This window comes from Rhodoferax sp. LB1P47, assembly GCF_056521445.1.
In genome coordinates this window covers 19,556-44,894 of record NZ_JBWMAU010000016.1, presented here as the reverse complement: position 1 = coordinate 44,894, position 25,339 = coordinate 19,556, and the positions used below count along the sequence as shown (strand labels likewise).

Annotated in this window: 16 protein-coding genes; 9 read left to right on the top strand and 7 right to left on the bottom strand. The window is 63.4% G+C overall.

What is annotated here, in order from left to right:
• The first annotated feature begins 102 nt into the window (after positions 1-102).
• Positions 103-1,797, top strand: coding sequence for a dihydroxy-acid dehydratase (gene ilvD / locus AC0969_RS16240; RefSeq protein WP_479625192.1), 1,695 nt, complete (start codon positions 103-105; stop codon positions 1,795-1,797).
• Between the two features lie 66 nt (positions 1,798-1,863).
• On the opposite strand, the gene AC0969_RS16235 is transcribed toward ilvD, so the two are convergent.
• Positions 1,864-2,106 carry a TIGR04438 family Trp-rich protein gene (locus tag AC0969_RS16235; RefSeq protein ID WP_479625191.1) on the bottom strand — a complete coding sequence of 81 codons (243 nt, stop codon included), beginning with the start codon at positions 2,104-2,106 and terminating at the stop codon, positions 1,864-1,866.
• Between the two features lie 91 nt (positions 2,107-2,197).
• Here AC0969_RS16235 and AC0969_RS16230 point away from each other — a divergent pair, with 91 nt between their 5' ends.
• Entirely contained in the window at positions 2,198-2,503 is a 306-nt protein-coding gene (locus AC0969_RS16230) for a c-type cytochrome (protein ID WP_479625190.1), read from the top strand.
• Positions 2,504-2,508: 5 nt separating this feature from the next.
• Entirely contained in the window at positions 2,509-3,081 is a 573-nt protein-coding gene (locus AC0969_RS16225; RefSeq protein ID WP_479625189.1) for a histidine phosphatase family protein, read from the top strand.
• A gap of 108 nt (positions 3,082-3,189) precedes the next feature.
• Here the strand turns inward: AC0969_RS16225 and acs are convergent, their stop codons facing one another.
• Positions 3,190-5,178 (bottom strand): acetate--CoA ligase, encoded by a 1,989-nt coding sequence (gene acs / locus AC0969_RS16220; RefSeq protein WP_479625188.1) that lies wholly within the window; start codon positions 5,176-5,178, stop codon positions 3,190-3,192.
• A 142-nt stretch (positions 5,179-5,320) separates the two neighbouring features.
• On the opposite strand from acs, the gene AC0969_RS16215 reads away from it, so the two are divergent.
• Positions 5,321-5,929 (top strand): YqhA family protein, encoded by a 609-nt coding sequence (locus AC0969_RS16215; RefSeq protein WP_479625187.1) that lies wholly within the window; start codon positions 5,321-5,323, stop codon positions 5,927-5,929.
• Here the strand turns inward: AC0969_RS16215 and AC0969_RS16210 are convergent, their stop codons facing one another.
• From AC0969_RS16210 to AC0969_RS16195, 4 genes are all read right to left on the bottom strand, one after another.
• The gene (locus tag AC0969_RS16210; RefSeq protein WP_479625186.1) at positions 5,930-9,163 is read right to left on the bottom strand and encodes a bifunctional diguanylate cyclase/phosphodiesterase; all 3,234 of its coding nucleotides are present in this window, start codon (positions 9,161-9,163) and stop codon (positions 5,930-5,932) included.
• A 192-nt stretch (positions 9,164-9,355) separates the two neighbouring features.
• The gene (locus AC0969_RS16205) at positions 9,356-10,315 is read right to left on the bottom strand and encodes an alpha-E domain-containing protein (RefSeq protein WP_479625185.1); all 960 of its coding nucleotides are present in this window, start codon (positions 10,313-10,315) and stop codon (positions 9,356-9,358) included.
• Positions 10,316-10,326: 11 nt separating this feature from the next.
• Positions 10,327-11,835, bottom strand: a complete 1,509-nt coding sequence (locus AC0969_RS16200; protein ID WP_479625184.1) for a circularly permuted type 2 ATP-grasp protein — start codon at positions 11,833-11,835, stop codon at positions 10,327-10,329.
• 146 nt (positions 11,836-11,981) lie between these two features.
• A complete protein-coding gene (locus AC0969_RS16195) occupies positions 11,982-14,444 on the bottom strand; it encodes a DNA internalization-related competence protein ComEC/Rec2 (protein ID WP_479625183.1) in 2,463 nt (820 codons plus the stop codon).
• A 121-nt stretch (positions 14,445-14,565) separates the two neighbouring features.
• Between AC0969_RS16195 and AC0969_RS16190 the strand changes: the two genes are divergently transcribed.
• The 5 genes from AC0969_RS16190 to AC0969_RS16170 all read left to right on the top strand — a co-directional run bounded on the left by AC0969_RS16190 (position 14,566) and on the right by AC0969_RS16170 (position 23,569).
• Positions 14,566-18,144: a transglutaminase family protein gene (locus AC0969_RS16190; protein ID WP_479625182.1), complete on the top strand. Its 3,579-nt coding sequence runs from the start codon at positions 14,566-14,568 to the stop codon at positions 18,142-18,144.
• Positions 18,145-18,266: 122 nt separating this feature from the next.
• Positions 18,267-20,846: a circularly permuted type 2 ATP-grasp protein gene (locus AC0969_RS16185; RefSeq protein WP_479625181.1), complete on the top strand. Its 2,580-nt coding sequence runs from the start codon at positions 18,267-18,269 to the stop codon at positions 20,844-20,846.
• Positions 20,847-20,849: 3 nt separating this feature from the next.
• Positions 20,850-21,845 (top strand): transglutaminase family protein, encoded by a 996-nt coding sequence (locus AC0969_RS16180; protein ID WP_479625180.1) that lies wholly within the window; start codon positions 20,850-20,852, stop codon positions 21,843-21,845.
• Positions 21,846-21,928: 83 nt separating this feature from the next.
• Positions 21,929-22,387 (top strand): RidA family protein, encoded by a 459-nt coding sequence (locus tag AC0969_RS16175; RefSeq protein ID WP_479625179.1) that lies wholly within the window; start codon positions 21,929-21,931, stop codon positions 22,385-22,387.
• Between the two features lie 126 nt (positions 22,388-22,513).
• On the top strand, positions 22,514-23,569 hold the full coding sequence (locus tag AC0969_RS16170; protein WP_479625178.1) for an extracellular solute-binding protein: 1,056 nt from the start codon (positions 22,514-22,516) through the stop codon (positions 23,567-23,569).
• A 70-nt stretch (positions 23,570-23,639) separates the two neighbouring features.
• Here the strand turns inward: AC0969_RS16170 and AC0969_RS16165 are convergent, their stop codons facing one another.
• Positions 23,640-25,262: an ABC transporter permease gene (locus AC0969_RS16165; protein ID WP_479625177.1), complete on the bottom strand. Its 1,623-nt coding sequence runs from the start codon at positions 25,260-25,262 to the stop codon at positions 23,640-23,642.
• Between the last annotated feature and the right edge of the window lie 77 nt (positions 25,263-25,339).

Genomic DNA, 25,339 nt, shown 5'->3' with positions numbered 1-25,339 from the left:
CGGCATATTAATACGCACTTAAAAATAGATTGGACTCGTATTTTCGGGTGGCGGATACTTCAGCCTGCAAAATATCTACCCCACACACCAAAGAGACACCCCATGGAAACCAAACCCATCGTTTTGAACCCCCGCTCCAAAAACATCACCGAAGGCAAGTCGCGTGCGCCCAACCGCTCGATGTACTACGCCATGGGCTACGAAGAGGCGGACTTCAAAAAGCCCATGGTCGGTGTCGCCAACGGCCACAGCACCATCACGCCCTGCAACAGCGGTCTGCAAAAGCTCACCGACGCGGCGATTGAAGCAATTGAAGCGGCGGGCGGTAACGCCCAGGTGTTTGGCACGCCCACCATTTCGGACGGCATGGCCATGGGCACCGAAGGCATGAAGTACAGCCTGGTCAGCCGCGAAGTCATCAGCGACTGTATTGAGACCTGCGTGCAAGGCCAGTGGATGGACGGCGTGCTGGTGGTGGGCGGTTGCGACAAGAACATGCCCGGCGGCCTGATGGGCATGCTGCGCGCCAATGTGCCGGCGATCTATGTGTACGGCGGCACCATCCTGCCGGGTACTTACAAGGGCAAAGACCTGAACATCGTCAGCGTGTTTGAAGCCGTGGGCGAAAACGCTGCCGGCCGCATGAGCGACGAAGACCTGCTGCAAATCGAGCGCCGCGCCATCCCCGGCACGGGCTCTTGCGGCGGCATGTACACGGCCAACACCATGTCCAGCGCGTTCGAAGCTTTGGGCATCAGCCTGATTTATTCCAGCACCATGGCCAACCCGCACGACGAGAAGCTGAACTCGGCCCAAGAGTCGGCCCGGGTGCTAATCGAAGCCATCAAAAAAGACCTGAAACCGCGCGACATCGTGACCCGCAAGTCGATTGAAAACGCTGTGGCCGTGATCATGGCCATTGGCGGCTCGACCAACGCCGTGCTGCACTTTTTGGCCATCGCCCACGCGGCAGAGGTGGAATGGACGATTGACGACTTCGAGCGCGTGCGCGTCAAAACCCCGGTGCTGTGCGACCTGAAGCCCAGCGGCCAATACCTGGCCGTAGACCTGCACCGCGCGGGCGGCATCCCCCAGGTGATGAAGACGCTGCTGACCGCTGGCTTGCTGCACGGCGACTGCATCACCATCACCGGCCAGACTGTGGCCGAAGTGCTGGCCGACATCCCCGACGTACCGCGTGCCGACCAAGACGTGATCCGCCCGATCGACCGCCCCATGTACGCCCAAGGCCACTTGGCGATTTTGAAAGGCAACCTGGCCCCCGAAGGCGCGGTGGCCAAAATCACCGGTCTGAAGAAGCCCGTGATGACCGGCCCGGCCCGCGTGTTTGACGACGAGCAGTCGGCCCTGAAAGCCATTTTGGCCAACCAAATTGTGGCGGGCGACGTGATGGTGCTGCGCTACCTGGGCCCCAAGGGCGGCCCCGGCATGCCCGAAATGCTGGCCCCCACGGGTGCGCTGGTCGGACAGGGCTTGGGCGAGTCGGTGGGCCTGATTACCGATGGCCGCTTCTCCGGCGGCACCTGGGGCATGGTGGTCGGCCACGTGGCCCCAGAGGCGGCGGTGGGCGGTGTGATTGCCTTCATCGAAGAGGGCGACTCCATCACCATCGACGCGCACCAGTTGCTGCTGCAACTCAACGTGGACGATGCCGTGATTGAGCAGCGCCGCGCCGCCTGGACCGCGCCCAAGCCCCGCTACACCCGGGGCGTACAGGCCAAGTTTGCGTTCAACGCCTCTACCGCCAGCAAGGGCGCAGTGCTCGACGCGTTCTAAACGCGCGGCCCATTAAAAAAGCCCAAGACCGTCATGGTCTTGGGCTTTTTTTGTAGCTGTGCAACTTCAGCGCGGGGGTTTGCGCTGGATGCCCAAGGCATCCTTGTTCTTATCAATCCGCGCCTGCTTGCGTGCGTCGTCGCGTTGCATCACTTTGCGCTTGGTGTAGCCCGTGGTGTCGGCCCACCACCACCACAGCACGGCTAGCATGAAGGGCGACAGCACGACCGTCCAGCTCCAGCCCACCACCGGGGCAATCTCCATGTATTTCAACACCAAGAGCAGCAGCCCGATTCCTAAAAACACCATGTTTGTCTCCTGAGAGCGGATGGCCTGCAAGCCTGCTGGGAAACCACCGCCCGATAAAATTATCAACTGTACTGCACACCACAAGGAAATGATGAGACGCGCCCTGTTTACGATGGCCCTGGCCGCCACCTGCACCTTCCCGGCCCTGGCCAGCCCAGAACTCGCCAAAGCCAAAAACTGCATGGGCTGCCACACCATCGCCCACAAAGTGGTGGGGCCCGCGTTCAAAGATGTGGCCGATAAATACCGCAGCAGCAAAGATGCCACCAACAGCCTGGCCCTGAAAATTCGCCAAGGTGGTGCTGGCGTGTGGGGGCCGATGGCCATGCCCGCCAACGCCCAGGTGAACGAGGCCGATGCCAAAAAGCTGGCCGCGTGGGTGCTGTCGCTGAAGTAAGCCCCATGCAACGCCGCGCACTCACCTTCGCCTTGGTCTGGACGGGCCTGCTCCATGCCCGTGGCGCTGCCGCGCAAGATGTCGAAGCCGAATCAGCGGCGTGGCAGGCCCTGCGCAACGGTGGCATCGTGCTGTTTCGCCACGCCAACGCACCCGGCGTGGGCGACCCGCCCGGCTTTACGCTGGACGATTGCAGCAGCCAGCGCAACCTGGATGCCACCGGCCAAGCCCAGGCCCGGCAGATCGGCCAGCAGTTCCAGAGGCGCCAGATTACCGTGGGCAGCGTGCTGAATTCCGAATGGTGCCGGGCACGCGACACCGCCACGCTGGCTTTCCCCGGGCGGGCGCAGGACCAACCGGTGTTCAACTCGTTCTTCGATAGCGCCGCCAGCGCCGCCGCCCAAACCGCCGCCGCCCATGCGCAGTTGTTGGCATGGCAAGGGCCGGGGGCGCTGGTGGTGTTTACCCACCAGGTCAACATCATCGCCATCACCCGCATCGTGCCTACCTCCGCTGAGGGCGTGGTACTACGCCGGGTGGGGCAAACTTTGCAGGTGGTAGGTCGGGTGCAGCCTTAACCCGCACACAAAAAAGCCCGCTGTATCCCAGCGGGCTTTTTAATGGTCTTTTAGGCCTCTAACGCATATTTTGTATGCACAAGCAGCTATATTAAATATAGCAAATCATCAATAAGCCTGGCCCAGTTGACCCAGGATGGCCGGGTTCTCCAAGGTGGAGGTGTCTTGTGTCACCGCCTCGCCCTTGGCCAGGTTGCGCAGCAGGCGGCGCATGATCTTGCCGCTGCGGGTTTTGGGCAGGTTTTCACCGAAGCGGATGTCCCGGGGCTTGGCGATAGGGCCGATTTCTTTGGCCACCCAGGCGCGCAGTTCGTTGGCGATTTTTTTGGCCTCGTCGCCGGTGGGGCAGCCACGCTTCAACACCACAAAGGCGCAGATGGCCTCGCCGGTCAAATCATCTGGGCGGCCTACCACGGCGGCTTCGGCCACCAGGGCGGTGTGCGACACCAGGGCGGATTCAATCTCCATCGTGCCCATGCGGTGGCCCGACACGTTCAACACGTCGTCGATACGGCCGGTGATGCGGAAGTAGCCCCGGTCTTCACTGCGCACTGCGCCGTCACCGGCCAAGTAGGTGCTGCCGCCCATTTCTTCGGGGAAGTAGCTCTTCTTGAAGCGGTCTGGGTCGTTCCAGATGGTGCGGATCATGCTGGGCCAGGGGCGCTTGATGACCAACAAACCGCCGGTACCGTTGGGCAGGTCGTTGCCTACTTCGTCCACGATGGCGGCCATGATGCCGGGCAATGGCAGGGTGCAGCTACCGGGCACCAGGGGCGTGGCACCGGGCATGGGCGACATCATGTGGCCGCCGGTTTCGGTCTGCCAGAAGGTATCCACAATCGGGCAGCGCTCGTGGCCGATGTTTTTGTAGTACCACATCCAGGCTTCTGGGTTGATGGGTTCGCCCACCGAACCCAGGATGCGCAGGCTGCTCAGATCGGAGCGGTCGGGATGCACCACAGGGTCCGCCTCGGCGGCCTTGATCAACGAGCGGATGGCGGTGGGTGCGGTGTAGAAAATCGTGCACTTGTGCCGCTCGATCATCTGCCAGAAGCGCCCGGCATTCGGGTAGGTGGGGATGCCTTCAAAGATGATTTGCGTGGCCCCGGCGGCCAGCGGGCCGTAGGCGACATAGGTGTGACCGGTGATCCAGCCGATGTCGGCCGTGCACCAGAACACATCGTCGGGCTTCAAGTCAAAGGTCCAGTCCATCGTCAGCTTGGCCCACAGCAGGTAGCCGCCGGTGCTGTGCTGCACGCCCTTGGGTTTGCCGGTGGAGCCAGAGGTGTAGAGGATGAACAGCGGATGCTCGGCCCCCACGGCCACGGGCGGGCAGTCGCTGCTTTGGCCGGCCACAGCCTGGGCAAAGGTCTGGTCGCGCCCGGCCACCATCGCGCAGGCAGTGGCGGTGCGTTCGTACACAAACACGTTTTTGATCGACTCGCAGCCGCCCATGGCGATGCCTTCGTCCACGATGGACTTCAAAGGCAGCTCTTTGCCGCCGCGCATCTGGTAGTTGGCGGTGATGACGGCCACGGCACCGGCATCGATGATGCGTTCGTTCAGGGCCTTGGACGAGAAGCCGCCAAACACCACGCTGTGGGTAGCGCCAATACGGGCGCAGGCTTGCATGGCCACCACGCCTTCCAGCGTCATGGGCATGTAGACCAGCACGCGGTCGCCCTTTTGGATGCCTGCGGCCTTGAGGGCATTGGCAAACTGGCTGACCTGGATGAGTAATTCTTTGTAAGTGGTCTTGGTGACCGCACCGTCGTCGGCCTCGAAGATCACCGCCGTTTTGTTCTCGGTGGGCGTGCCCATGTGCTTGTCGAGGCAGTTGGCGGAAGCATTGAGTTCGCCGTCGGCAAACCACTGGTAGAAGGGTGCGTTGGACTCGTCCAGGGTCTGGGTGAAGGGCTTGTTCCAGAGCACGTTTTCCCGCGCCAGGCGGGCCCAAAAGCCTTCAAAGTCTGCCGCCGCCTCGGCGCACAAGGCGTTGTAGCCGTCCATGCCGGAGATGCGGGCAGATTTTTGCATCGCCTCGCTGGGGGGAAACACGCGGTTTTCGATCAACACGGACTCAATGGCAGAACTCATGGGTTTGTCTCCTCGATGGATAGTTGGGTAAGCGCTGGCGGTAATGTCGGGGCTGGCTCTTACGTGTTGCTGACTTGTTAAAACAGTACAAACCCCTAATCCTACAATCCTCCTTTGCAGTTAACACCCCAAAACCCCAAAAATGTCCGAATCCACACCCCCTACCCGCAAGCCGCTGCGCCCCCTGCCCCGCTTCATTTTTGCCAGCCGCTGGCTGCAATTGCCGCTGTACCTGGGCCTGATTGCAGCCCAGGCGGTGTATGTGATGCACTTCTTGGTGGAGCTGACGCATCTGGTCGAGGCCGCCTTTGGCAACCAGACCGCGCTGCAAGCCCTGGTCAGCAGCATTGGCTACAAGGATGCGGCCGCTCCCAGCGCCCTGAATGAAACCATCATCATGCTGGTGGTGCTGGCGCTGATTGACGTGGTGATGATCTCCAACCTGCTGATCATGGTGATCGTGGGCGGGTATGAAACCTTTGTGAGCCGCATGGACCTGGAAGGCCACCCCGACCAGCCCGAATGGCTGAGCCACGTGAACGCGTCGGTGCTCAAGGTAAAGCTGGCGATGGCCATCATCGGCATTTCGTCCATCCACCTGCTGAAAACCTTCATCAATGCGGCCAACTACGATGCCAAGGTGCTGCTGGCGCAAACCGGCATCCACGTGGTGTTTTTGCTCAGCGCGCTAGCGATTGCCTATACCGACAAGCTGCTTACCGCCACCTACAACTCGGCGCGGCAACACTAATCACACGCCGGTCACCGGTGGAACGCGCCGCCGCTCGGGCCGCTGTTTGCGGTCTTGCAGCCACGGCGCAAAGGCTGCGGGGGGCATAGGGCGGGCGAAATAATAGCCTTGCAACTCGTCGCAGGACAAGGCATTGAGCTGGCTCGCCACCTGTGCCAGCTCAACCCCTTCGGCCACCACCTGTAGACCCAGGGTATGGCCCAAGGCGATGATGGCGCGGATGATGGCCAGGTCGGTGGGGTCGGTAAGCATGTCGCGCACAAACGACTGGTCAATTTTCAACTTGTCGATGGCAAAGCGCTTGAGGTAGGCCAGGCTGGAATAGCCGGTGCCAAAATCGTCGATCGACAGTTGCACACCCAGGGCTTTCAATGCCGCCAGCTGCTCTTCCGCCAGGCTGGTGTTGTCCATCAGCACCGATTCGGTGATCTCCAACTCCAGCGCGGCAGGCGGCACTTTGCACGCGTGCAAACATTGCTGAATCTGCGCCACCAAGCCCGTATCGGCCAGCTGCAAAGCCGATAAATTGACCGATACCGTCAGAAATGCCAAGCCCTGCCCGTGCCACTGCGCCAGTTGCTGGCAGGCTTGCTGCAACACCCAGGCCCCAATAGGGCGGATCAAGCCGGTTTCTTCTGCCACCGGAATGAACTGCGATGGGGGCACCGCGCCCAGCACCGGATTGGTCCAGCGCAGCAAGGCTTCGACCCCCACCACCTCCAGCGTCTGCGCCTGTACCTTGGGCTGGTAATGCAGGCTGAACTCCCCCTGCTCCAGGGCCTGGCGGAGTTGCTGCTCCAGCACCTGGCGTTGCTGCGCCAGCTGCTCAATTTCGGGTTCATAAAACCGCGCCATATCGCGCCCGGCGTTCTTGGCCGCATACATGGCCGCATCGGCGCGGCGCATGAGCTGGGGGATGTCTTGGCCGTCGTCCGGGTACAGCGCAATGCCGACGCTGCACGACACTTGCAGGTTGTGGCCATCGACATGGTGGGTCTGGCGGATCAGCGGAATCAGGCGGCGCTCCACCGTGTGCTGCACCTCTTCGCGCCCAGCCACGCCGCTCAGAATCACCACGTATTCATCGCCCCCCAGGCGGCTCACGGTGTCCATGCTGCGCACAGCCTCCGTCAACCGATTAGCCACCGAGCGCAGTACACCGTCGCCAATATGGTGGCCCAGGGTGTCGTTGATGTTTTTGAAGCGGTCCAGGTCGATGAACAGCACCGCCACCTGCTCACCGCTGCGCTGCGCGGCCTCCATCGCGGCTTCTAGCCGGACCACGCACAGCGCCCGGTTGGGCAACTCGGTCAGCACATCGTGCTGGGCTAAAAACTGCACCCGGGCCTCGGTGCGCTTGCGGTCGGTGATATCGACCGAGATGCCGATGTACTGCGATACGGCACCAAAGCGCGAGCCATCGCGCACGGCCGAAATCATCAACCATGCAGGATAGGTTTCGCCCGAACGCTTGCGAAAATTGACCTCACCCTGCCAGGCATCGCGCTCTTGGGATAAGGCCTCCAGGCTATGCCCTACGCTGGCCGCCTGCGCGCCATCAAGCAACACGCTCAGCGGCTCACCAATCACCTCGTAGAAGTCGTAGGAGGAGCTGCGGCAAAACGCCCGGTTGACGCTCAGAATCTTCTGCTGGCCGTCCATGATGATGATGCTTTCGCTGGATGCCTCGAACACTTTGGCCCACAACTCCAGACGGCGCTCCATGCCTTTGAGCACATTGATCGGCGTAAATGCTGTCAGCACCGCATCGCGTCCCTGGAATTGCAGCCTGCGACCCGACAGCACCGCCCATGAAGGCTCCAGGCCGCCCAGCCAGCGCACCTCAAACTCATCCACCTGGCCCTGGTCCGCCAGCTGTTGAAAAAACCGCGCCCGCACGCTGGGCTCCAGCCCGGTGCGCCAGGGATCGCGGGTTTGCCCGGCTAGCCACGGCAGTGCCGGGGCATTGGCGTGCAGCACGTCATGCTCGGGCACCGAGGTGACGACCAAAGCAATCGGAATCGCCTCCACCAGGGCCTGCTGCGCCTGGGCTGCACGGCTGCGTGCAGCAGTTTCCTGCTCGGCCAAGCGCTGCTGGCCCAGCTGGGCCAGCATGCCGTTAAATGCGGTCACCAGCTGGCCGATTTCATCCCGGCTATGCCAATCTGCACGCAAGCGGTAGTCGCCGGTCTGGCGCACCGCGTCGGCTACCGCAGCCAGATTGGTCAAAGGTCGCGCAATCTGCCGGGCAACGGCGTACACCAGACTCAGAATGCATGTCAGCAGCAGCAAAGCCGTGCCCAGATGCAGCCACATGCGGTTGAAAAGGGCCTCTACCCGTGCATGCAGCAGCCGGTCCAAATCGGTTGCGGTGCGGCTCCAGGCCTCGGTCAGCGCCACCAAGGAGTTGTCGTAATGCCGCTGGAGCGGCTCCAAATTTTGCGGATAGGTATCGCCATCGGCCAGCCGTTGCACCGCAGCCAGGAAATCGCCCAGCCGAAGCTCCAACGCCAAGCGGCTGGGTGCCAGTGCTGCGTGCTGTGCCGGGCTGCCCGCCGCAAAAGCCTGGCTGTAGTCGGAGCGGATGCCCAGAATGACGGCATCCAGCCGCCCAGCCAAAATCAAGAGTTCGGTACGCCGATCTTGCACACCCGGCGGAATCGCCACCGGTGATGGCGCTTTGGGCAGGATCCGCACGGTGTCATTGAGCACCTCTAGCAATTCGGGAAAACGCAACACCACCAGCGACATGGCGTAGTAACTGTCCAGATCGGGGTCCAGGATCAGGTTGGACTGGTTGCCCACGGTGGTCAGCAGCTCGCGGGCGCTGCGCAGCATGGGTTTCAAGGCATTGTGGCGTTCGACCGGTCCGGTTGCGGCATGGACGCGCTGCCAGCGCTCTACAAACGCCTGGCTGGCTGTGGTGGTTTGCAAAACATCGTCATAGCGGGCGCGCACAACATCCAGTTGCAGCGGGGCCAGCGAGGGCTGCAATGCCCCAGTTTGGTGCAGTGGCAAAAAGGACGGCATGAGCACGTCGCGTACGGCCGCGCTGTAGGCCGTACCGATGATTTCTTTGCGGGTGAAATCAATCGACTGGAATTTCTCGTGGATCAGGATGCTCGACACGTAGATGACGGCGGTCAGGTCGAGCAAATAAATCAGCGTGAGCTTGCGCCCCACACTCAGCCGCCCCAGCCAGCGGGTAAAAAACTGGATCGGCTTAAAACTCAAGGAAACAACGCATGCAACGCCTCTTGGAGAACGAACAGGACATACGCAGCGTCCCTGTGTCGCCCGTCGGGCACACAGAGGGGCTTGCGTAAGTCCTAGCAAAAAAACCGCGCCTGCCAGTCAGAACCAAGTTCTCACTGGCAGGCGCGGCGGTGGTAGTACCGACAGAACCCAAAACCGGACTACCGCACGTCAATGGGGCGTTGGCACCAAAAATTCGCGGCTGATGTGTGCGCCCAGCTCGTTCACACGGTCTAGAAACTGCGTCAAAAAAGCGTGCAGACCGGTGGCCAAGATTTCGTCGATGCGGGCGAACTGCAGGTCGGCGCGCAGCTTGCCCGCGCGGCGCAGGGTTTCGCTGTGCGGATCGCTAGACACCAAGGACAGGTTGCTCAACACCTCGTTCAGACTGCCATGCAACGAGCGCGGCATGTCGGCACGCAGAATCAGCAACTCGGCCACGCGCTCGGGTTTGATCACGTCGCGGTAGACCTTGCGGTACACCTCAAAGCCCGAGACGCTGCGCAAAATCGCGCTCCAGTGGTAGAAGTCGTACTCTTGGTCCTTCTCGCTGGCGGCACCAAAAAAGTCGCTTTGCACGGCGTGAAACTTCACATCCACCAAGCGCGCAGTGTTGTCGGCGCGCTCCAAAAAGGTACCCAGGCGGGTGAAGTGGAAGGCCTCGTCTTGCAGCATGGTGCCCAGCGTGACACCGCGCGACAGGTGCGAGCGGAACTTGACCCACTCAAAGAACTGCGCCGGATCGGCCTCGAACTCGCCCGCCTTGAGCATGCGGTTCACATCCAGCCAGGTGGTGTTGAGGGTTTCCCAGACTTCGGTGGTCAGCGTGCCGCGCACGGCACGGGCGTTTTCACGGGCGGCGCGCAGGCAAGAGATGATGCTTGAGGGATTTTCTTCGTCCTTGACCATGAACTCCATCACCGCTTTGGAGGTGATTTCACCGTGCTTGGCCAGGTAGGGCTGGAGCAGTTCGCTGATCGACAACAGGCCTTGCAGGCCCACCTGGGCGACGGCAGCCGACTGCGGCAAGAGTGCGGTTTGGTAGTTGATGTCCAACATGCGGGCCGTATTCTCGGCACGTTCTGTATAGCGGGACATCCAGAAAAGATGGTCGGCGGTGCGTGACAGCATGGTGTGGGTCCTTATGCCTGGGTCTGGGTTTGCGTGGCGGTGGGCACACTGGCGGGGACGGCATCGTCCTCCAGAATCCAGGTGTCCTTGGTGCCGCCGCCTTGTGATGAATTCACCACCAGCGAGCCTTCTTTCAGGGCCACGCGGGTCAGGCCGCCGGGCACCATTTGCACGGTTTTTGCCGACAGCACGTAGGGCCGCAGGTCAATGTGGCGCGGCGCAATGCCGCTCTCCACAAACGTCGGGCAGCTCGACAAACTCAGCGTGGGCTGGGCGATGTAGCCGCTGGGGTTGGCCAGCAGCGCCGCGCGGAATTCCTCGATCTCGGCCTTGGTGGAGGCCGGGCCGACCAGCATGCCGTAGCCGCCTGCGCCGTGCACCTCTTTCACTACCAGGTCTTTGAGGTTGGCCAGGGTGTACTTCAGGTCTTCCGGGTTGCGGCACATGAAGGTGGGCACGTTGTTCAGAATCGGTTTTTCGCCCAGGTAGAACTCAATCATCTTGGGCACGTAGGGGTAGATCGACTTGTCGTCGGCCACGCCAGTGCCCACACCGTTGCAGATAGATACGTTGCCTGCGCGGTACGCCGCCATCAGGCCGTCGCAGCCCAGGGTGGAGGTGGGGCGGAAAACCTGCGGGTCGAGGTAGTCGTCGTCCACACGGCGGTAGATCACGTCTACGCGCTTGGGACCGCGTGTGGTACGCATGTAGCAAAACTTGTCTTTGACAAACAGGTCTTGGCCTTCGACCAGTTCGACCCCCATTTGCTGGGCTAAAAACGCGTGCTCGAAGTAGGCGCTGTTGTACATACCGGGGGTCAGCACCACCACCGTGGGGTCGGAGGTGCCGCCGGGGGCGGAGTCGCGCAGGGTTTCCAGCAGCAGGTCGGGGTAGTGCGCCACCGGGGCCACGCGGTGGCGGTTGAACAGGTCGGGGAACAGCCGCATCATCATCTTGCGGTCTTCCAGCATGTAGCTCACGCCGCTGGGCACGCGCAGGTTGTCTTCCAGCACGTAGTACTCGCCCTTGCCCTGGGCATCGGGGGCACGCACGATGTCCACGCCGGAGATGTGCGAGTAAATCTGGTTCGGCAGGTCCACGCCGACCATCTCGGGGCGGAACTGGGCGTTGTGCATGATCTGCTCGCTAGGGATGATGCCCGCCTTCAGAATCTCTTGGTCGTGGTAGACATCGTGCAAAAAGCGGTTCAGGGCGGTGACGCGTTGCACCAGGCCTTTTTCCATGCTGCCCCACTCTTGCGCGGGGATGATGCGGGGGATCAGGTCGAAGGGAATCAGGCGCTCGGTGCCCGAGCCGTCTTCGTCTTTGGCGCCGTACACGGCAAAGGTGATGCCGACGCGGCGGAAGATCATTTCAGCCTCTTCGCGCCGCTTGGCCATCATGTCGCCGGGTTGCTTGGCGAGCCAGGCATCGTAGATTTTGTAATGGTCCCGGATCTGCTTGCCATCTGAGAAAAACTCATACGGCAGCCCTGTGTACATCTCGTCAAATTTTTGCATAGTTGGGTCCATCTCCTGATAACAAAGCAATAGCAAGTAGCGCGCCAGGTTGGTGCAAAAACAAGCGTTCGGTGGAGCGTGCCAGCTATTCAATTGCCACATCTGCATCCCACGGCATCCATCGTAGCCGTGTTTACAGGGCCCTCTCATGGCGGCTGGTGCTGCCAGTAGCGGGGATCGGTCTGGCGGTCGCAGCGTACCTGGGTGGGCCGGTGAGATTGCCAGGTGGCCGCACCGCAATGGCTGCTGTCCACCACCTGGATGCCGCGCGCCTGGTAGCGCGCCAGCACCGGTGGCGCAGGGTGGCCAAAACGGTTGCGGTAGCCCGCCTGGACCAGCGCAAAGCGCGGCTGCACCGCATCGAGAAACGCCGGGCTGCTGGAGGTCTTGCTGCCGTGGTGCGGCACCAGCAACACGTCGGCCCGCAGCGGCACCTGGCGGGCGAGCAGGCGGGCCTCTTGCGGCTGCTCAATATCGGCTACAAGTAACGCCGTGTAAAAGCCGTTAGAGACGCGCAACACACAGCTCAGGGCATTGGGTTTTTGTGGAATATCGTAGTCGGCGGTCTGTGGATGCAGCACCTGGAACTGCACGCCGTCCCAGGTCCAGCTTTGGCCCGCCACACAGCGCTGCACCGGGCGCAGCTGTTGCAGCGGATGCCCGGCTTCCATAGAACTCAGCAGCGTAGCCTGCGGCTGGGTGGCCAGCAGCGCGGCCGCACCGCCGCTATGGTCGCTATCGCGGTGGCTGACCAGCAGGGTATCCAGCGTCTCGCCCATCGCCCGCAGCAGCGGCACCAGCACCCGCTGGCCGGCATCGCTGTCTAGCCCCCAACGCGGGCCGCTGTCGTACAGCAGGGTGTGCCCAGCGGTGCGCACCAGCACGGCGTTGCCCTGGCCGATATCGGCGGCCAGCAGTTCGAAATGCCCGCTAGACGGGCGCGGCGTTTGCCACAGCAGCACCGGCAGCAGCAGCGGCACCCCCATTGCCCGCCAGCCCCAGGGCAGGCGCAGCACCAGCAAACCACCACCCAATATGCCAACCACGCCCATCCAAAGGGCGGGAGCAGCTACAGAAAAAGTAGCAAACGGCCACTGCACCAGCACCTGCAACAGCCCACCCAGTGCGCCAATCGCCAGCGCCGCCGCCGACCACAGCGGCGGCAGCAAGATGCCCAGCATGCACAGCGGTGTCACCACCAGCGTCACCCACGGAATCGCCAGCAGATTGGCCAACAGCCCCACCACCGACACCTGCTGGAACAGCAGCAGCGTCAATGGGGCCAGCGCCAGGGTGATGCTCCATTGCGTACGAAACATAGAGCCAAATCGTGCTCTAGCGCTTATTTTAATTGCGCCAGTAGCTCCTGAATCCATAGCAAACAACACCCCCACCGCCACAAAGCTCAACCAAAACCCCGCCTGCATCAAGGCATACGGGTCCACCACAAGCACCACGGCGCAGGCCAGCAGCCACACCGAAGGCCAGGGCCACTGTCGCCCGCCCACCCGCAGAACGCCCACGGTGGCCAGCATCCAAATGGTCCGCTGTGAGGGCACGCCCCAGCCGCTGAACACCGCATACAGCGTGGCCAGCAGCACGCCGCCCAGCAACGCCACCTGGGGCACCGGCCAAGCCTCGCCCGCACGCCCGCCCAACACATCGCTGCGCCGCCACAACCAGCCCACGGCGGCAGACGCAAGCCAGGCAAACATGGTGACGTGCAGCCCCGAGATACTGACAAGATGCCCCACACCTGCCACCCGATACAGCTCCCAGTCGCTGCGCTCAATAGCGGCCTGGTCGCCCACCACCAGCGCGGCAATCACCCCGGCCTGCTGCCGGTCGGCCACATGCTGGTAGATGCGGTCGCGCACCGCATGCCGGGCGCGCTCTACCGGGTGCCGCCAAGTAGCGGCCAAGCGCTGCGGCGGCACATCCTTGGGCCCGGCGCGCACGCTGCCGGTGGCTTGCACGCCCTGCTCCCAGAGCCACAGCTCGTAGTCAAAACCATGCGGATTGCGCGCACCGTGCGGGGCCTTGAGGCGCACCGTCATCTGCCAGCGCTCGCCGGCCCGCAGGTCGGCGGGCAGGCCTTGCAGCTCCACCGCCGTGGCACTGCCTCCCCAGCCGTAAGCCTGGGGGCCGCCATACCAGGCCAGATCGACCAGCGGCGGCACCGTGGTGGGCATGCCGTCCAACCGGGCCGACTCCACCTGGAACCGAAACCGCAACCCGGCCTCATTACGTTGTGGCATTGCCGCCACAATTCCGACCAGCGTGAGGTCGCGCCCCTCTAAATGGGCATCCAAAGCGCTGTGCGCAAAAACCACCGCCCGCAGACCGCAGAGCCCAAAGGCCAACAGCAAGCCGCCCAGCAAGGCCACCAGCCAGCGCCCCACGCCCCACCGGCCGGCCAGTTGCAATGCAATTTTATTGATAGCAGTGTATGCAATCAGAATAAGCGCCAGCAGCACAAAACCCACATAGGTGGCAGCCATCCACAACCCCGCCTGCCCTAATTGCAGCGCCGTACCGATCGCCCAACCCAGCAAACCCGGAGCGACCAGCGCCACGCGTTTGTCCTCGGAAGGCCACAGATTCTGCATAAGGTCATACCTCCATCGCAACAGGTCAAAGCCGGTCAATGGCTCAGGACTTGCTAGTATGCGTGTAGGTTCCGGCGTTGCTGGAGCCATCTACTTTTGAAGCCATCCAAGAGACACGCACATGTCCATCCATGCCGCACTGAACCACGTTACGCACTACAAGTACGACCGCCCGGTCAACCTCGGCCCACAGGTCATCCGTTTACGTCCCGCCCCCCACTGCCGCAGCAACGTCATCTCTTATTCGCTCAAGATCGAGCCCGCTGACCACTTTGTGAACTGGCAGCAAGACCCGTTTGCCAACTACCAGGCCCGCCTGGTGTTCCCCGCTAAAACCACCGAATTCAAGGTCACGGTCGATCTGGTCGTCCAAATGGCGGTCTACAACCCCTTCGACTACTTCTTAGAGCCCGAGGCGCAGAACTTCCCCTTCAAGTACAGCCCCACGCTGCAAGAAGAACTCTCGCCCTACCTGGTCACCGAGCCCGCCACCCCGCTGGTGCAGGCCTACCTGGACAAGCTAGACCTGAAAACCCAGCCCACCAATGACTTCCTGGTCGCCATCAACCAGCAAATCCAGGGCGATATCAAGTACCTGATCCGCATGGAACCCGGCGTGCAAACGCCCGAAGAAACGCTTGAGAAAGCCAGCGGCTCCTGTCGCGACTCCGGCTGGCTGCTGGTGCAACTGCTGCGCCACTGCGGCTTGGCAGCGCGCTTTGTATCCGGCTACCTGATCCAGTTGACCCCCGACGTGAAAGCCCTGGACGGGCCCAGCGGCACCACGGTCGATTTCACCGACCTGCACGCCTGGTGCGAAGTGTTCCTGCCCGGCGCAGGCTGGGTCGGCCTGGATGCCACCTCGGGCCTGTTCGCAGGCGAAGGCCACATCCCGCTGGCCTGCACCCCCCAGCCATCCAGCGCCGCGCCCATCGAAGGCGGCGTGGACGAAGCCGAAGTCGAATTCGCCCACCACATGGTGGTCACCCGCCTATACGAATCCCCCCGCGTCACCAAACCCTACACCGACGACCAATGGGCCGACATCCTGGCCTTGGGCGAAAAGGTGGATGAAAAACTGGCGGCTGGCGACGTGCGCCTGACGATGGGCGGTGAGCCCACCTTTGTGGCCGTGAGCGACCGCGATGCTGCCGAATGGAATACCGATGCCCTAGGCCCCACCAAGCGCGGTTTTGCCACCGGCCTGACGCACAAGCTGCGCGACCAATACGGCAAAGGCGGCTTCCTGCATTACGGCCAGGGCAAGTGGTACCCCGGCGAACAACTGCCCCGCTGGGCACTCAACATCTTCTGGCGCACCGACGGCCAGCCCGTGTGGCGCAACCCCGACCTGTTTGCCGATGAGCGCGTGCCCTCTAGCTACACCAGCGAAGATGCCCGCCGCTTCACCGAAAAGCTGGCCACCAACCTGGGTGTCACGCCTAAATACATAGTGGCGGCCCATGAAGACACCTGGTACTACCTGTGGCGCGAACGCCGCCTGCCGGTGAATGTGGACCCGTTCAACTCCAAGCTTGGCGACGAAATGGAGCGCGCCCGCCTGCGCCGGGTGTTCGAGCAAAAGCTGGATGCGGTCATCGGCTACGTGCTGCCCGTCAAACCCGCTGATACCAGCCGCGTCGCCGGCCCCGTTTGGACCACCGGTCCCTGGTTTTTGCGCGACGAACGCATGTACCTGATGCCCGGCGACTCGCCGATGGGCCTGCGCCTGCCGCTCGACTCACTGCCCTGGGTCAGCGAGGCCGACTTTCCCTACATGGTGGAGCAAGACCCATCCATCCCGCGCGAGCCGCTGCCCGAATCCAGCAGCATGTACGCCCGCTATGCGCAGCGTCCATCGACCCGCACTGCCAGTTTCACCACCAGCACCACGGCCGTCGGCGGCCCGGTTCGTCCGACCGGCATCCCCACGCTGACCGAACGCGCCACCCTGCCCTTCCAGGCCGGTGTCAACCCCGCACCCGAGGCCACCCGCCAACGGCAAGACCAGGTCGCCAGCGCCTACACCGCCGTGCCGCCCCTGGCCAGCGCCCACAGCCCGCTGCAAACCGAACCGAGCAGCTTCTCCACCCGCGTGCCCAGCAAGAACGAATCGGCCCACTGGTTGACCCGCACCGCGCTGTGCGTGGAAGTGCGCGACCCGCGCCGCGCCAGCGGCCCCAAGGCCGAAGCCGTGGGCGAAAAATCCGGCGTGCTGTACATCTTCATGCCCCCGCTGGAGATGCTGGAAGACTACCTGGAGCTGCTGGCCGCGATTGAAAACACGGCCGAGCAACTGGGCGTGAAACTGGTCCTGGAAGGTTACCCACCGCCACGCGACCCGCGCCTAAAGCTACTGGCCGTAACCCCCGACCCGGGCGTCATCGAGGTCAACGTGCACCCCGTCTCCACCTGGGGCGAGCTGGTGGCCAACACCGAATTTTTGTACGAGGCCGCATTCGAATCGCGCCTGAGCGCCGAGAAGTTCATGACCGACGGCCGCCACATCGGCACCGGCGGCGGCAACCACTTTGTGATGGGCGGCGCCACGCCGGCGGACAGCCCGTTCCTGCGCAGGCCCGAGCTGTTGACCAGCATGCTGCTGTACTGGCACAACCACCCCTCGTTGAGCTATTTGTTCAGCGGCATGTTTGTCGGCCCCACCAGCCAGTCGCCACGCGTGGACGAAGCCCGCAACGACCAGCTCTACGAGCTGGAAATCGCCATCGAACAGGTGGCCATGAACCGCGAAAAATACGGCCAGGAGATGCCGCCGTGGATCGTGGACCGCACGCTGCGCAACATCCTGATCGATGCCACCGGCAACACCCACCGCAGCGAGTTCTCCATCGACAAGATGTACTCGCCCGACAGCGCCACCGGCCGCCTGGGCCTGCTGGAACTGCGCGCCTTTGAAATGCCGCCGCACGCCCGCATGAGCATCTCGCAACAGCTGCTGCTGCGCGCCCTGGTGGCCCGCTTTTGGGACAACCCGTACAAAGCGCCCGCCACCCGCTGGGGCACCGAGCTGCACGACCGCTTCATGCTGCCGACCTTCATCCAGATGGACTTCCACGATGTGATCGACGAAATGGTGGCCGCAGGCTTTGCCTTTGACCGCAGCTGGTTCGCGCCGCACCTGGAGTTCCGCTTCCCCCTGGTCGGCGACGTGAAGAGCTGTGGCATCGAGATGACGCTGCGCAACGCACTGGAACCCTGGCATGTGCTGGGCGAAGAAAACGGCTCCACCGGCACGGCCCGGTATGTCGATTCGTCGCTGGAGCGCATCGAGGTGAAGGTCACCGGCCTGAACCAGAGCCGCTACGTCATTACCTGCAATGGCCGCGCCATGCCCATGCAGTCCACCGGTACCAACGGTGAATTTGTGGCCGGTGTGCGCTACCGCGCATGGAACCCGCCGTCGGCCCTGCACCCCACCATCGGCATCCACGCCCCGTTAACCTTCGACATCGTGGACACCTGGATGAAGCATTCCATCGGCGGCTGCCAGTACTTTGTGAACCACCCGGGTGGCCTGAGCTACGACACCTTCCCGGTGAACGCCTACACAGCAGAGAGTCGCCGCCTATCGCGTTTTAGCCGCATGGGCCACACGCCGGGCGTGCTGCATGTCCCGCCCGCGACCATCAACGTGCCAGCCAGCAAAGAGTTCCCGTTCACGCTGGACCTGCGCCGGTAACCACAGTTCACACGGTGGCTGCGCTGCACTCAGCGGCCACCGTGCGGGCATCGCCCCCCATTTCTAGTGTGACAATCGGGTGACCTGTGGAAACCAAGAACACCCCCCTTTTTCAAATGCCCATGTCAGATGACCCCCGTGCGTTGGCATTGGCATTGGCCCGCCCCGCAATGGCCGGGCATTTCGACGAACTGCGCGGCAAGTCGCGCCCGACCGATCCCGCCAAAAGCACGGCCGAGCCAGCCCCCCTTACCTCCGAGTGGAGCGCGTTTTTTGAGCAGCTAGGCTCCAGCGGCTTTGCCGACCTGAACCACCGCAGCGAACAACTCCAGCGCCAGATCCACGACAACGGCGTGACCTACAACGTCTATGCCGATGCCGACAACCCGCAGCGACCTTGGTCGCTAGACCTGTTTCCGATGATCGTCTCCCCCGAGAGCTGGAAACAGATCGAAGTGGGCGTGCTGCAACGCGTGCGCGTGCTCGACCGGGTGCTGGCCGATATTTACGGACCGCAGCAGCTGCTGGCGCGCGGCTTGTTGCCCCCCGCGTTGGTGCAAGGCCACCCGGGCTATTTGCGCCCCATGCACGGCGTGCAACCGCTGGGCGGCACGCATTTGCACATCACCGCATTTGACTTGGCACGGGGCCCCGACGGCAACTGGTGGGTGGTATCGCAGAGCACCCAGGCACCCAGCGGTTTGGGCTATTTACTGGAGAACCGGCTGGCCATTTCGCGCCTGTTTCCGCAAGCCTTCGAGTCCATGCACATCCAGCGGCTGGCCGCCACCTACCGTGGCCTGGTCGATGGCATCCAACGCGTAAGCCCTGCGGGCAAGGACGCACACATCGCTCTGCTGACCCCCGGCCCGTACAACGAAACCTATTTCGAGCACGCCTACCTAGCCCGCTACCTGGGCCTGACCCTGGTGGAAGGCAGCGACTTGACGGTGCGCGACCAGCGGCTGTACCTCAAAACCCTCAAGGGCCTGGAGCCGGTACACGGCCTGCTCAAACGCCTGGACGACCAGTATCTGGACCCGCTGGAGCTGCGCCCCGATTCCCGCCTGGGCGTGCCCGGCCTGATGCAGGTCATCCGCGCGGGCAATCTGGTGATGGCCAACCCGCCGGGTTCAGCGTTTCTGGAGTCGCCCGCCCTGCTGGGTTTTTTACCGGCCTTGTCGCGCCACCTGCTGAACCAGGAACTATTGCTGCCCGCCCTGCCCACCTGGTGGTGCGGCGAACGCGCAGCCTTGGATGCAGCCCTGCCCGAGCTGGCCAATAGCGTCATCAAACCCACCTACCACGGGGCGGTGAGCCGCCGGGCTTTCGATGCCGTGCTGGGCCGCAGCCTGTCGCGCCGTGAACTCGACGAATGGGCCGGCCGCATCGCCCGCCAGGGCGACGAATACACGGTGCAGGCCTACCTGCCCCTGTCGCAAATGCCCACCTGGAGCGCCCACGCCAACCACCCGGCGCGCATCGCCCCGCGCTCCATGATGCTGCGCGTGTTTGCCGTGTCCGACGGGCCGCAGTCTTGGCGGGTACTGCCTGGCGGACTGGCGCGCATGGTCAATTCAGGTGATAGCGTGGCCTCGATGCAGCGCGGCGGCAGCAGTGCCGACGTGTGGGTCAAAACTACCGGCGAGGTAGACCGCACCACCCTGCTACAGGCCAGCCTGTCGCCCGAGATCGTTACCCGGCGCAGCCACCGCGTGACCAGCCGTGCCGCCGAAAACCTGTTCTGGCTGGGCCGCTATGCCGAGCGCACCGAAAACAGCCTGCGGCTGGCCCGCGTCACACTGGAAGGCCTGGGCGGCGAAGACCAAACCTCCACGCCCTTGCTAGTGTGGCTGCACGACATGGCCACCCGCCACGGCCTGGTGCTGGCCGCCGTGCCCTCGCCGCTGCAAGCCCGCCGGGTGTTTGAACGCTCGCTGATTGCCGGGCTGGCCGACCCCAGCGCCGTGCCCAGCGTGGGCTACAACCTGCGCGCCATCAAGCAGGCGGCCGCCAAGCTGCGCGAGCGCCTGTCGCAAGAGCACTGGAACGTGATCGTACGGGCCGAAGACAAGTTCTTCAGCCGTTGTGCCAACAACGCCAAGGATGGCGATTTCTCCCCTCTGGAAGCCCTGCGCGTGCTGGAAGCCACCAGCACCCACCTGGCCGCCATGACCGGCGCCCAGACCGACCGCATGACCCGCGATGACGGCTGGCGGCTGCTCAGCATTGGCCGCCACATCGAGCGCCTGGGCTTTTTGTCCAACGCCCTGGCACGCGGCTTCAAGGCCGGTTCACTCGCCAACACCGGAGGCTTCGAGGCGATGGTGGCACTGTTCGACAGCACCATCACCTTCCATTCGCAGTACCAGCAAAGCCGCGACGTGGCCGCGCTGGTCGATCTGCTGGTGCTGGACCGTGACAACCCGCGTTCGCTGGCCTGGGTGGCGCACACCCTGCGGGGCCGCCTGGCCAAGCTGGCGGGCAGCCCGGCGGGCGTGCTCAGCCCCATGTCGAACAAAGTGCTGTCGCCCGATACCTGGGACCTGGCCGAGCTGTGCAGCGTGGATGCGCAGGGCCAGTACCGTGTGTTGACCGACCTGCTGGCCCAGTGCAGCCAGTGCGCGTTTGACGTGTCGGACGAAATCAGCGCCACCTACTTCACCCATTCGCGGGACGCAAAAACCAGTTTGGGAGCCTGATCCATGCAGCTTGAGATCACCCACGAAACCCATTACGCCTACCAACCGGCGGTAGAAACCGCGCAGCACGTAGCCCATTTGCGCCCGCCCAGCACCGCCCACCAGCAGCTGTTGAGCCACACCCTGACCATCACCCCCACGCCCAGTCAGCTGACCCAGTCGCTCGATGTGTATGGCAACCTGTGCTCGTTTTTTGCCCTGCAAGCCGCGCACGACGAGCTGAGCGTGGTGGCGCGCAGCGTGGTCAGCACCCGCACACCCGCATGGCCGCAGAGCGACCTGACCTGGGAGCAGGTGCGCGAGCGCTTTCGCTACCGGGCCGGCGTGCAGTTCAGCCTGGCGGCCGAATTTTTGTTTCCATCGCCCTACGTGCCGCGCCATGCCGACTTTTTGGCCTACGCCAAACCCAGCTTCGGCCCCGGCGTGCCGCTGCTGGCCGCCGCGCAGAACCTGATGGAGCGCATCTATGACGATTTCACCTATGCGTCAGAAAGCACCGAAATCAACACCCCCGCCGTAGAGGCACTGGCCCAACGCAAGGGCGTGTGCCAGGACTTTGCCCACATCATGGTGGCCTGCTGCCGCGCCATCGGCGTGCCCGCACGCTACGTCAGCGGCTACCTGCTAACCCACCCCGCGCCCGGCCAGCCCCGGCTGATTGGCAGCGATGCCTCGCACGCCTGGGCCTCGGTCTACCTGCCCGACCAGTCCGGCGACCTGGGCTGGTGCGACTTCGACCCCACCAACAACCGGCCCCCCGGCGACGACTACATCACCCTGGCCACCGGCCGCGACTACTCTGACGTATCGCCCATGCGCGGCGTGATCCACGGCGGCGCCCGCCACATATTGAGCGTGGCCGTCACCGTGATGCCGCTGGACCCCGAACCAGCGCCGCCACCGCCCGCACGCCCGGCTGGCGGTGGATCGTCCCAATCCCAATCCCAATCGCAGAGCCAAAGCAGCATCTGGCTACCGCCCACCCAGCAGTGGCAATAGACCGCACACGCTATACAATTCATAGCTAAATTCGCATACAGAATATGCGCTAGAGGCTTATTTCATTAATAAAAGGAAAACCCGTGGATATCTACGCCAAGTTGCAAGAACTCAACATCACCCTGCCCCCCGTGGCCATTCCGGCGGCCGCCTACGTGCCGTTTGTGCAAACCGGGAATCTGGTGTTCCTGAGCGGCCACATTGCCAAGCAAGACGGCAAAGTGTGGGTCGGTCAACTGGGTAAAAACACCACCACGGCCGAAGGCAAAGATGCCGCCCGGGCCGTCGCCATCGACCTGCTGGGCACGCTGCACGCGGCCGTGGGCGACCTTAACAAAGTCACCCGCATCGTCAAGCTAATGTCGCTGGTCAACTCCACGGCCGACTTCACCGAACAGCACCTGGTCACCAACGGAGCCAGCGAGCTACTGGGCGCAGTGTTTGGCCCGGTCATCGGCGCGCACGCCCGCAGCGCATTTGGCGTGGCGCAGATTCCCATGGGCGCCTGCGTCGAGATCGAGCTGATCGCTGAAATTGCCTAAGTAAGGGCTCTAAGAGCCTCACAAAGCCAAGGTTATTGGGTAGCGGTGGAATAAGAATAGCTATCATTCGTCAGTTTTTTGACCCTGACCGCCCCCTGAGGGGCTCTTATTTTTGGACCACCTTCCATGACCTTGCCCCGTTTAGCCGTATCCACCCTGGCCCTGGCCTGCGCCGCATTGGCACCTGTGCACAGCAGCCTGGCGCAGGAGCAGACAGTCAATATTTACTCGGCCCGCCACTACCCGGGCGACGACCAGCTCTACAGCGGCTTCACCAAGGCCACCGGCATCAAGATCAACCGCGTGGACGCGGATGACGCAGGCATCCTGCAACGCCTGAAGGCCGAAGGCGCGGCCTCCCCGGCCGATGTGGTGTTGCTGGTAGATGCCGCCCGCCTGTGGAAGGCCGAGGTCGAGGGCCTGTTTGCCCCGGTGCAGTCCAAGCTGCTGGAGGCGGCCATTCCCGCCCAATACCGGGGCAAAGCCAGCCCCGAAGGCACACTCTGGTTTGGCTACAGCACCCGCGCCCGCGTGGTGGTGTATGACAAGGCCCGCATCAAACCGGGCGATGTCGATACCTACGAGGAACTGGGCGAGCCCAAGAACAAGGGCCTGCTCTGCACCCGTTCGGGCTCGCACCCGTACAACCTGTCGCTGTTTGGTGCCGTTACCGAGCATGTAGGCCCCGCAGCAGCCGAAGTCTGGCTCAAAGGCATGGTGGCCAACATGGCGCGCCCCGCCAAAGGCGGCGACACCGACCAGATCAAGGCCGTGGCCTCGGGCGAATGCGGCGTGGCCATCACCAACAGCTACTACGTGGCCCGCCTGATGCGCTCCGACAAGGCCGAAGACAAAGCGGTGATGGACAAAGTCGGCATACTCTTCCCCAACCAAAGCAGCTGGGGCACGCACGTCAACATCGCCGGTGGCGGCATGGCCAAAAACAGCAAAAACCCGGCCAACGCCGTGAAGTTTTTAGAGTACCTGGCCAGCGCTGAAGCGCAAAACTATTTTGCCAACGGCAACAACGAATGGCCCACCGCCAAAGGCGTGCAGGTCAACAACCCGGCCCTGCAAAGCATGACCGGCGGCAGCTTCAAGAGCGAAACCATCCCGATCAGCGTGGTCGGCATGAACCAGGTCAAGGTACAGCAAATGCTGGACCGCGTAGGTTACAAATAACCGGGTTCCGCCTTTCAAAACCGCCGCAAAAAATCATGGTTTTCGGCGGTTTTTTTCATTGCGCACGGCTTCACTTGTTCAGCGAGCGGCTCAGCAGTAGCACCGGCAGCAGCCCCACCGCCACCAGGGCCAGGCACGGTAAGGCGGCCTCGCCCAGGCGCTCGTCGCGGGCCAGCTGGTAGGCCATCACCGCCAGCGTGTCATGGTTGAAGGGCCGCAGCACCAGGGTGGCCGGCAACTCCTTCATCACATCCACAAACACTAGTAAACCGGCTACCCCGGTGGAGCGGCGCAGCAACGGCCAGTGCACCCGCCACAGCAAACCCCAGCCGGTCACATTCAGCATGCGCGCAGATTCGTCATAGCTCTGCGGAATCCGGCTGTAGCCGCTTTGCACGCTCTGCAAAGCCACCGCGCAAAACCGCACCAAATACGCCCACACCACCCCCAGCACGGTGGACGTCAGCACATAGCCCACACCCCAGGTCGGCTGGGCCGCCTGCAACCAACCCACCGGCAGCAGCAGCCCCACCACCACCACGGCCCCCGGAATCGCATAACCCAGGCTGGCCACCTGCAACACGCCGCGCGCCAGCCGGGCCGAGGCCGGGCGTGCCGCAAACGCCAGCAGCAGCGCCATCCCCACGGCCAGCACAGAAGCCAGGCCGCCCAATTGCACGCTGTTCCACGCCCAGTGGCCAAACCGTGCCCAAGGCAGCGGCGCATCCTCCGACTGCCAGCCCTGCACCAGCGGGCGCAGCATGAACAGCACCGGCAACACAAAGCCCAACAACACCGGCAGGCTGCACACCGCCCATGCCTGCACCCGCTGCCAACCCATTAGCGGCACGCGCCGCGCCTCGGCACTGCCCGTCCGGCTGCCTTTGGCCGCCGAGAACCGCATGCGCTGTTGGGCTTGGCGCTCCAGCGCCAGCAGCACCGCCACCACAGTCAGCAGCAAGCAGGCCAGTTGGGCCGCCGCCACCGGGTTGTCCATAGACAGCCAGGCCTTGTAGATACCGGCGGTAAAGGTCTGGATGCCAAAGTAGCTGGACACACCAAAATCGGCCAGGGTCTCCATCAGCGCCAACGCCACCCCGGCCGCCACTGCCGGGCGTGCCAGCGGCAGGGCCACGCTGCGCACACGGCGGCCCAGCGGCGCGCCCAGCATGCGGGCCGCCTCCATCAGGTGCGCCGCCCGCTCGGCCAGCGCTGCCCGCACCAGCAGGTATACATAGGGGTAGAGGGTGACCACAAACACCAGCACCGCCCCGCCCAGGCTGCGCACCTCGGGCAGCATGCGGCCCTGCAACCCGGTCAACGTCCGCAGTGCCCCCTGGGCCGGGCCGCTGTACTGCAAAAAATCGGTATAGGCATAGGCCACCACATAGGCGGGCATGGCCAGGGGCAGCAGCAGCGCCCATTCCAGGGTGCGGCGGCCCGGAAAATCAAACACTGCCACCGCACACGCCGTGGCCGTGCCCACGAGCGCCACCCCCAGCGCCACGCAGACGCACAGCAGCAGCGATGTCAAGGCATATTCGGGCAGTACCGTGGCCACCATTTGTTGCAAGATCTCGGCGCTGGTGGCATTCCACTGCAACAGCGCTGCCCACACGGCAATCACAGGCAGCAGCACCAGAGCGGCCAGCAGGAATAAAGGGAGTTGCACAAGGCGTTGAAAAAGTGGCATGGGTAACCGTTGTAGTGGAGCCTGGGGAGATGGGCCACGCCAGTGCAAATGAGAATTGTAAATATCTAAAATCGGAC

What these genes read in the sequence shown, in the direction of transcription:
- ilvD (WP_479625192.1), top strand. Translation starts at nt 103, where the DNA reads ATGGAAACCAAACCCATCGTTTTGAACCCCCGCTCCAAAAACATCACC.
- AC0969_RS16235 (WP_479625191.1), bottom strand. Translation starts at nt 2,106, where the DNA reads ATGGTGTTTTTAGGAATCGGGCTGCTGCTCTTGGTGTTGAAATACATG.
- AC0969_RS16230 (WP_479625190.1), top strand. Translation starts at nt 2,198, where the DNA reads ATGAGACGCGCCCTGTTTACGATGGCCCTGGCCGCCACCTGCACCTTC.
- AC0969_RS16225 (WP_479625189.1), top strand. Translation starts at nt 2,509, where the DNA reads ATGCAACGCCGCGCACTCACCTTCGCCTTGGTCTGGACGGGCCTGCTC.
- acs (WP_479625188.1), bottom strand. Translation starts at nt 5,178, where the DNA reads ATGAGTTCTGCCATTGAGTCCGTGTTGATCGAAAACCGCGTGTTTCCC.
- AC0969_RS16215 (WP_479625187.1), top strand. Translation starts at nt 5,321, where the DNA reads ATGTCCGAATCCACACCCCCTACCCGCAAGCCGCTGCGCCCCCTGCCC.
- AC0969_RS16205 (WP_479625185.1), bottom strand. Translation starts at nt 10,315, where the DNA reads ATGCTGTCACGCACCGCCGACCATCTTTTCTGGATGTCCCGCTATACA.
- AC0969_RS16200 (WP_479625184.1), bottom strand. Translation starts at nt 11,835, where the DNA reads ATGCAAAAATTTGACGAGATGTACACAGGGCTGCCGTATGAGTTTTTC.
- AC0969_RS16195 (WP_479625183.1), bottom strand. Translation starts at nt 14,444, where the DNA reads ATGCAGAATCTGTGGCCTTCCGAGGACAAACGCGTGGCGCTGGTCGCT.
- AC0969_RS16190 (WP_479625182.1), top strand. Translation starts at nt 14,566, where the DNA reads ATGTCCATCCATGCCGCACTGAACCACGTTACGCACTACAAGTACGAC.
- AC0969_RS16185 (WP_479625181.1), top strand. Translation starts at nt 18,267, where the DNA reads ATGTCAGATGACCCCCGTGCGTTGGCATTGGCATTGGCCCGCCCCGCA.
- AC0969_RS16180 (WP_479625180.1), top strand. Translation starts at nt 20,850, where the DNA reads ATGCAGCTTGAGATCACCCACGAAACCCATTACGCCTACCAACCGGCG.
- AC0969_RS16170 (WP_479625178.1), top strand. Translation starts at nt 22,514, where the DNA reads ATGACCTTGCCCCGTTTAGCCGTATCCACCCTGGCCCTGGCCTGCGCC.
- AC0969_RS16165 (WP_479625177.1), bottom strand. Translation starts at nt 25,262, where the DNA reads ATGCCACTTTTTCAACGCCTTGTGCAACTCCCTTTATTCCTGCTGGCC.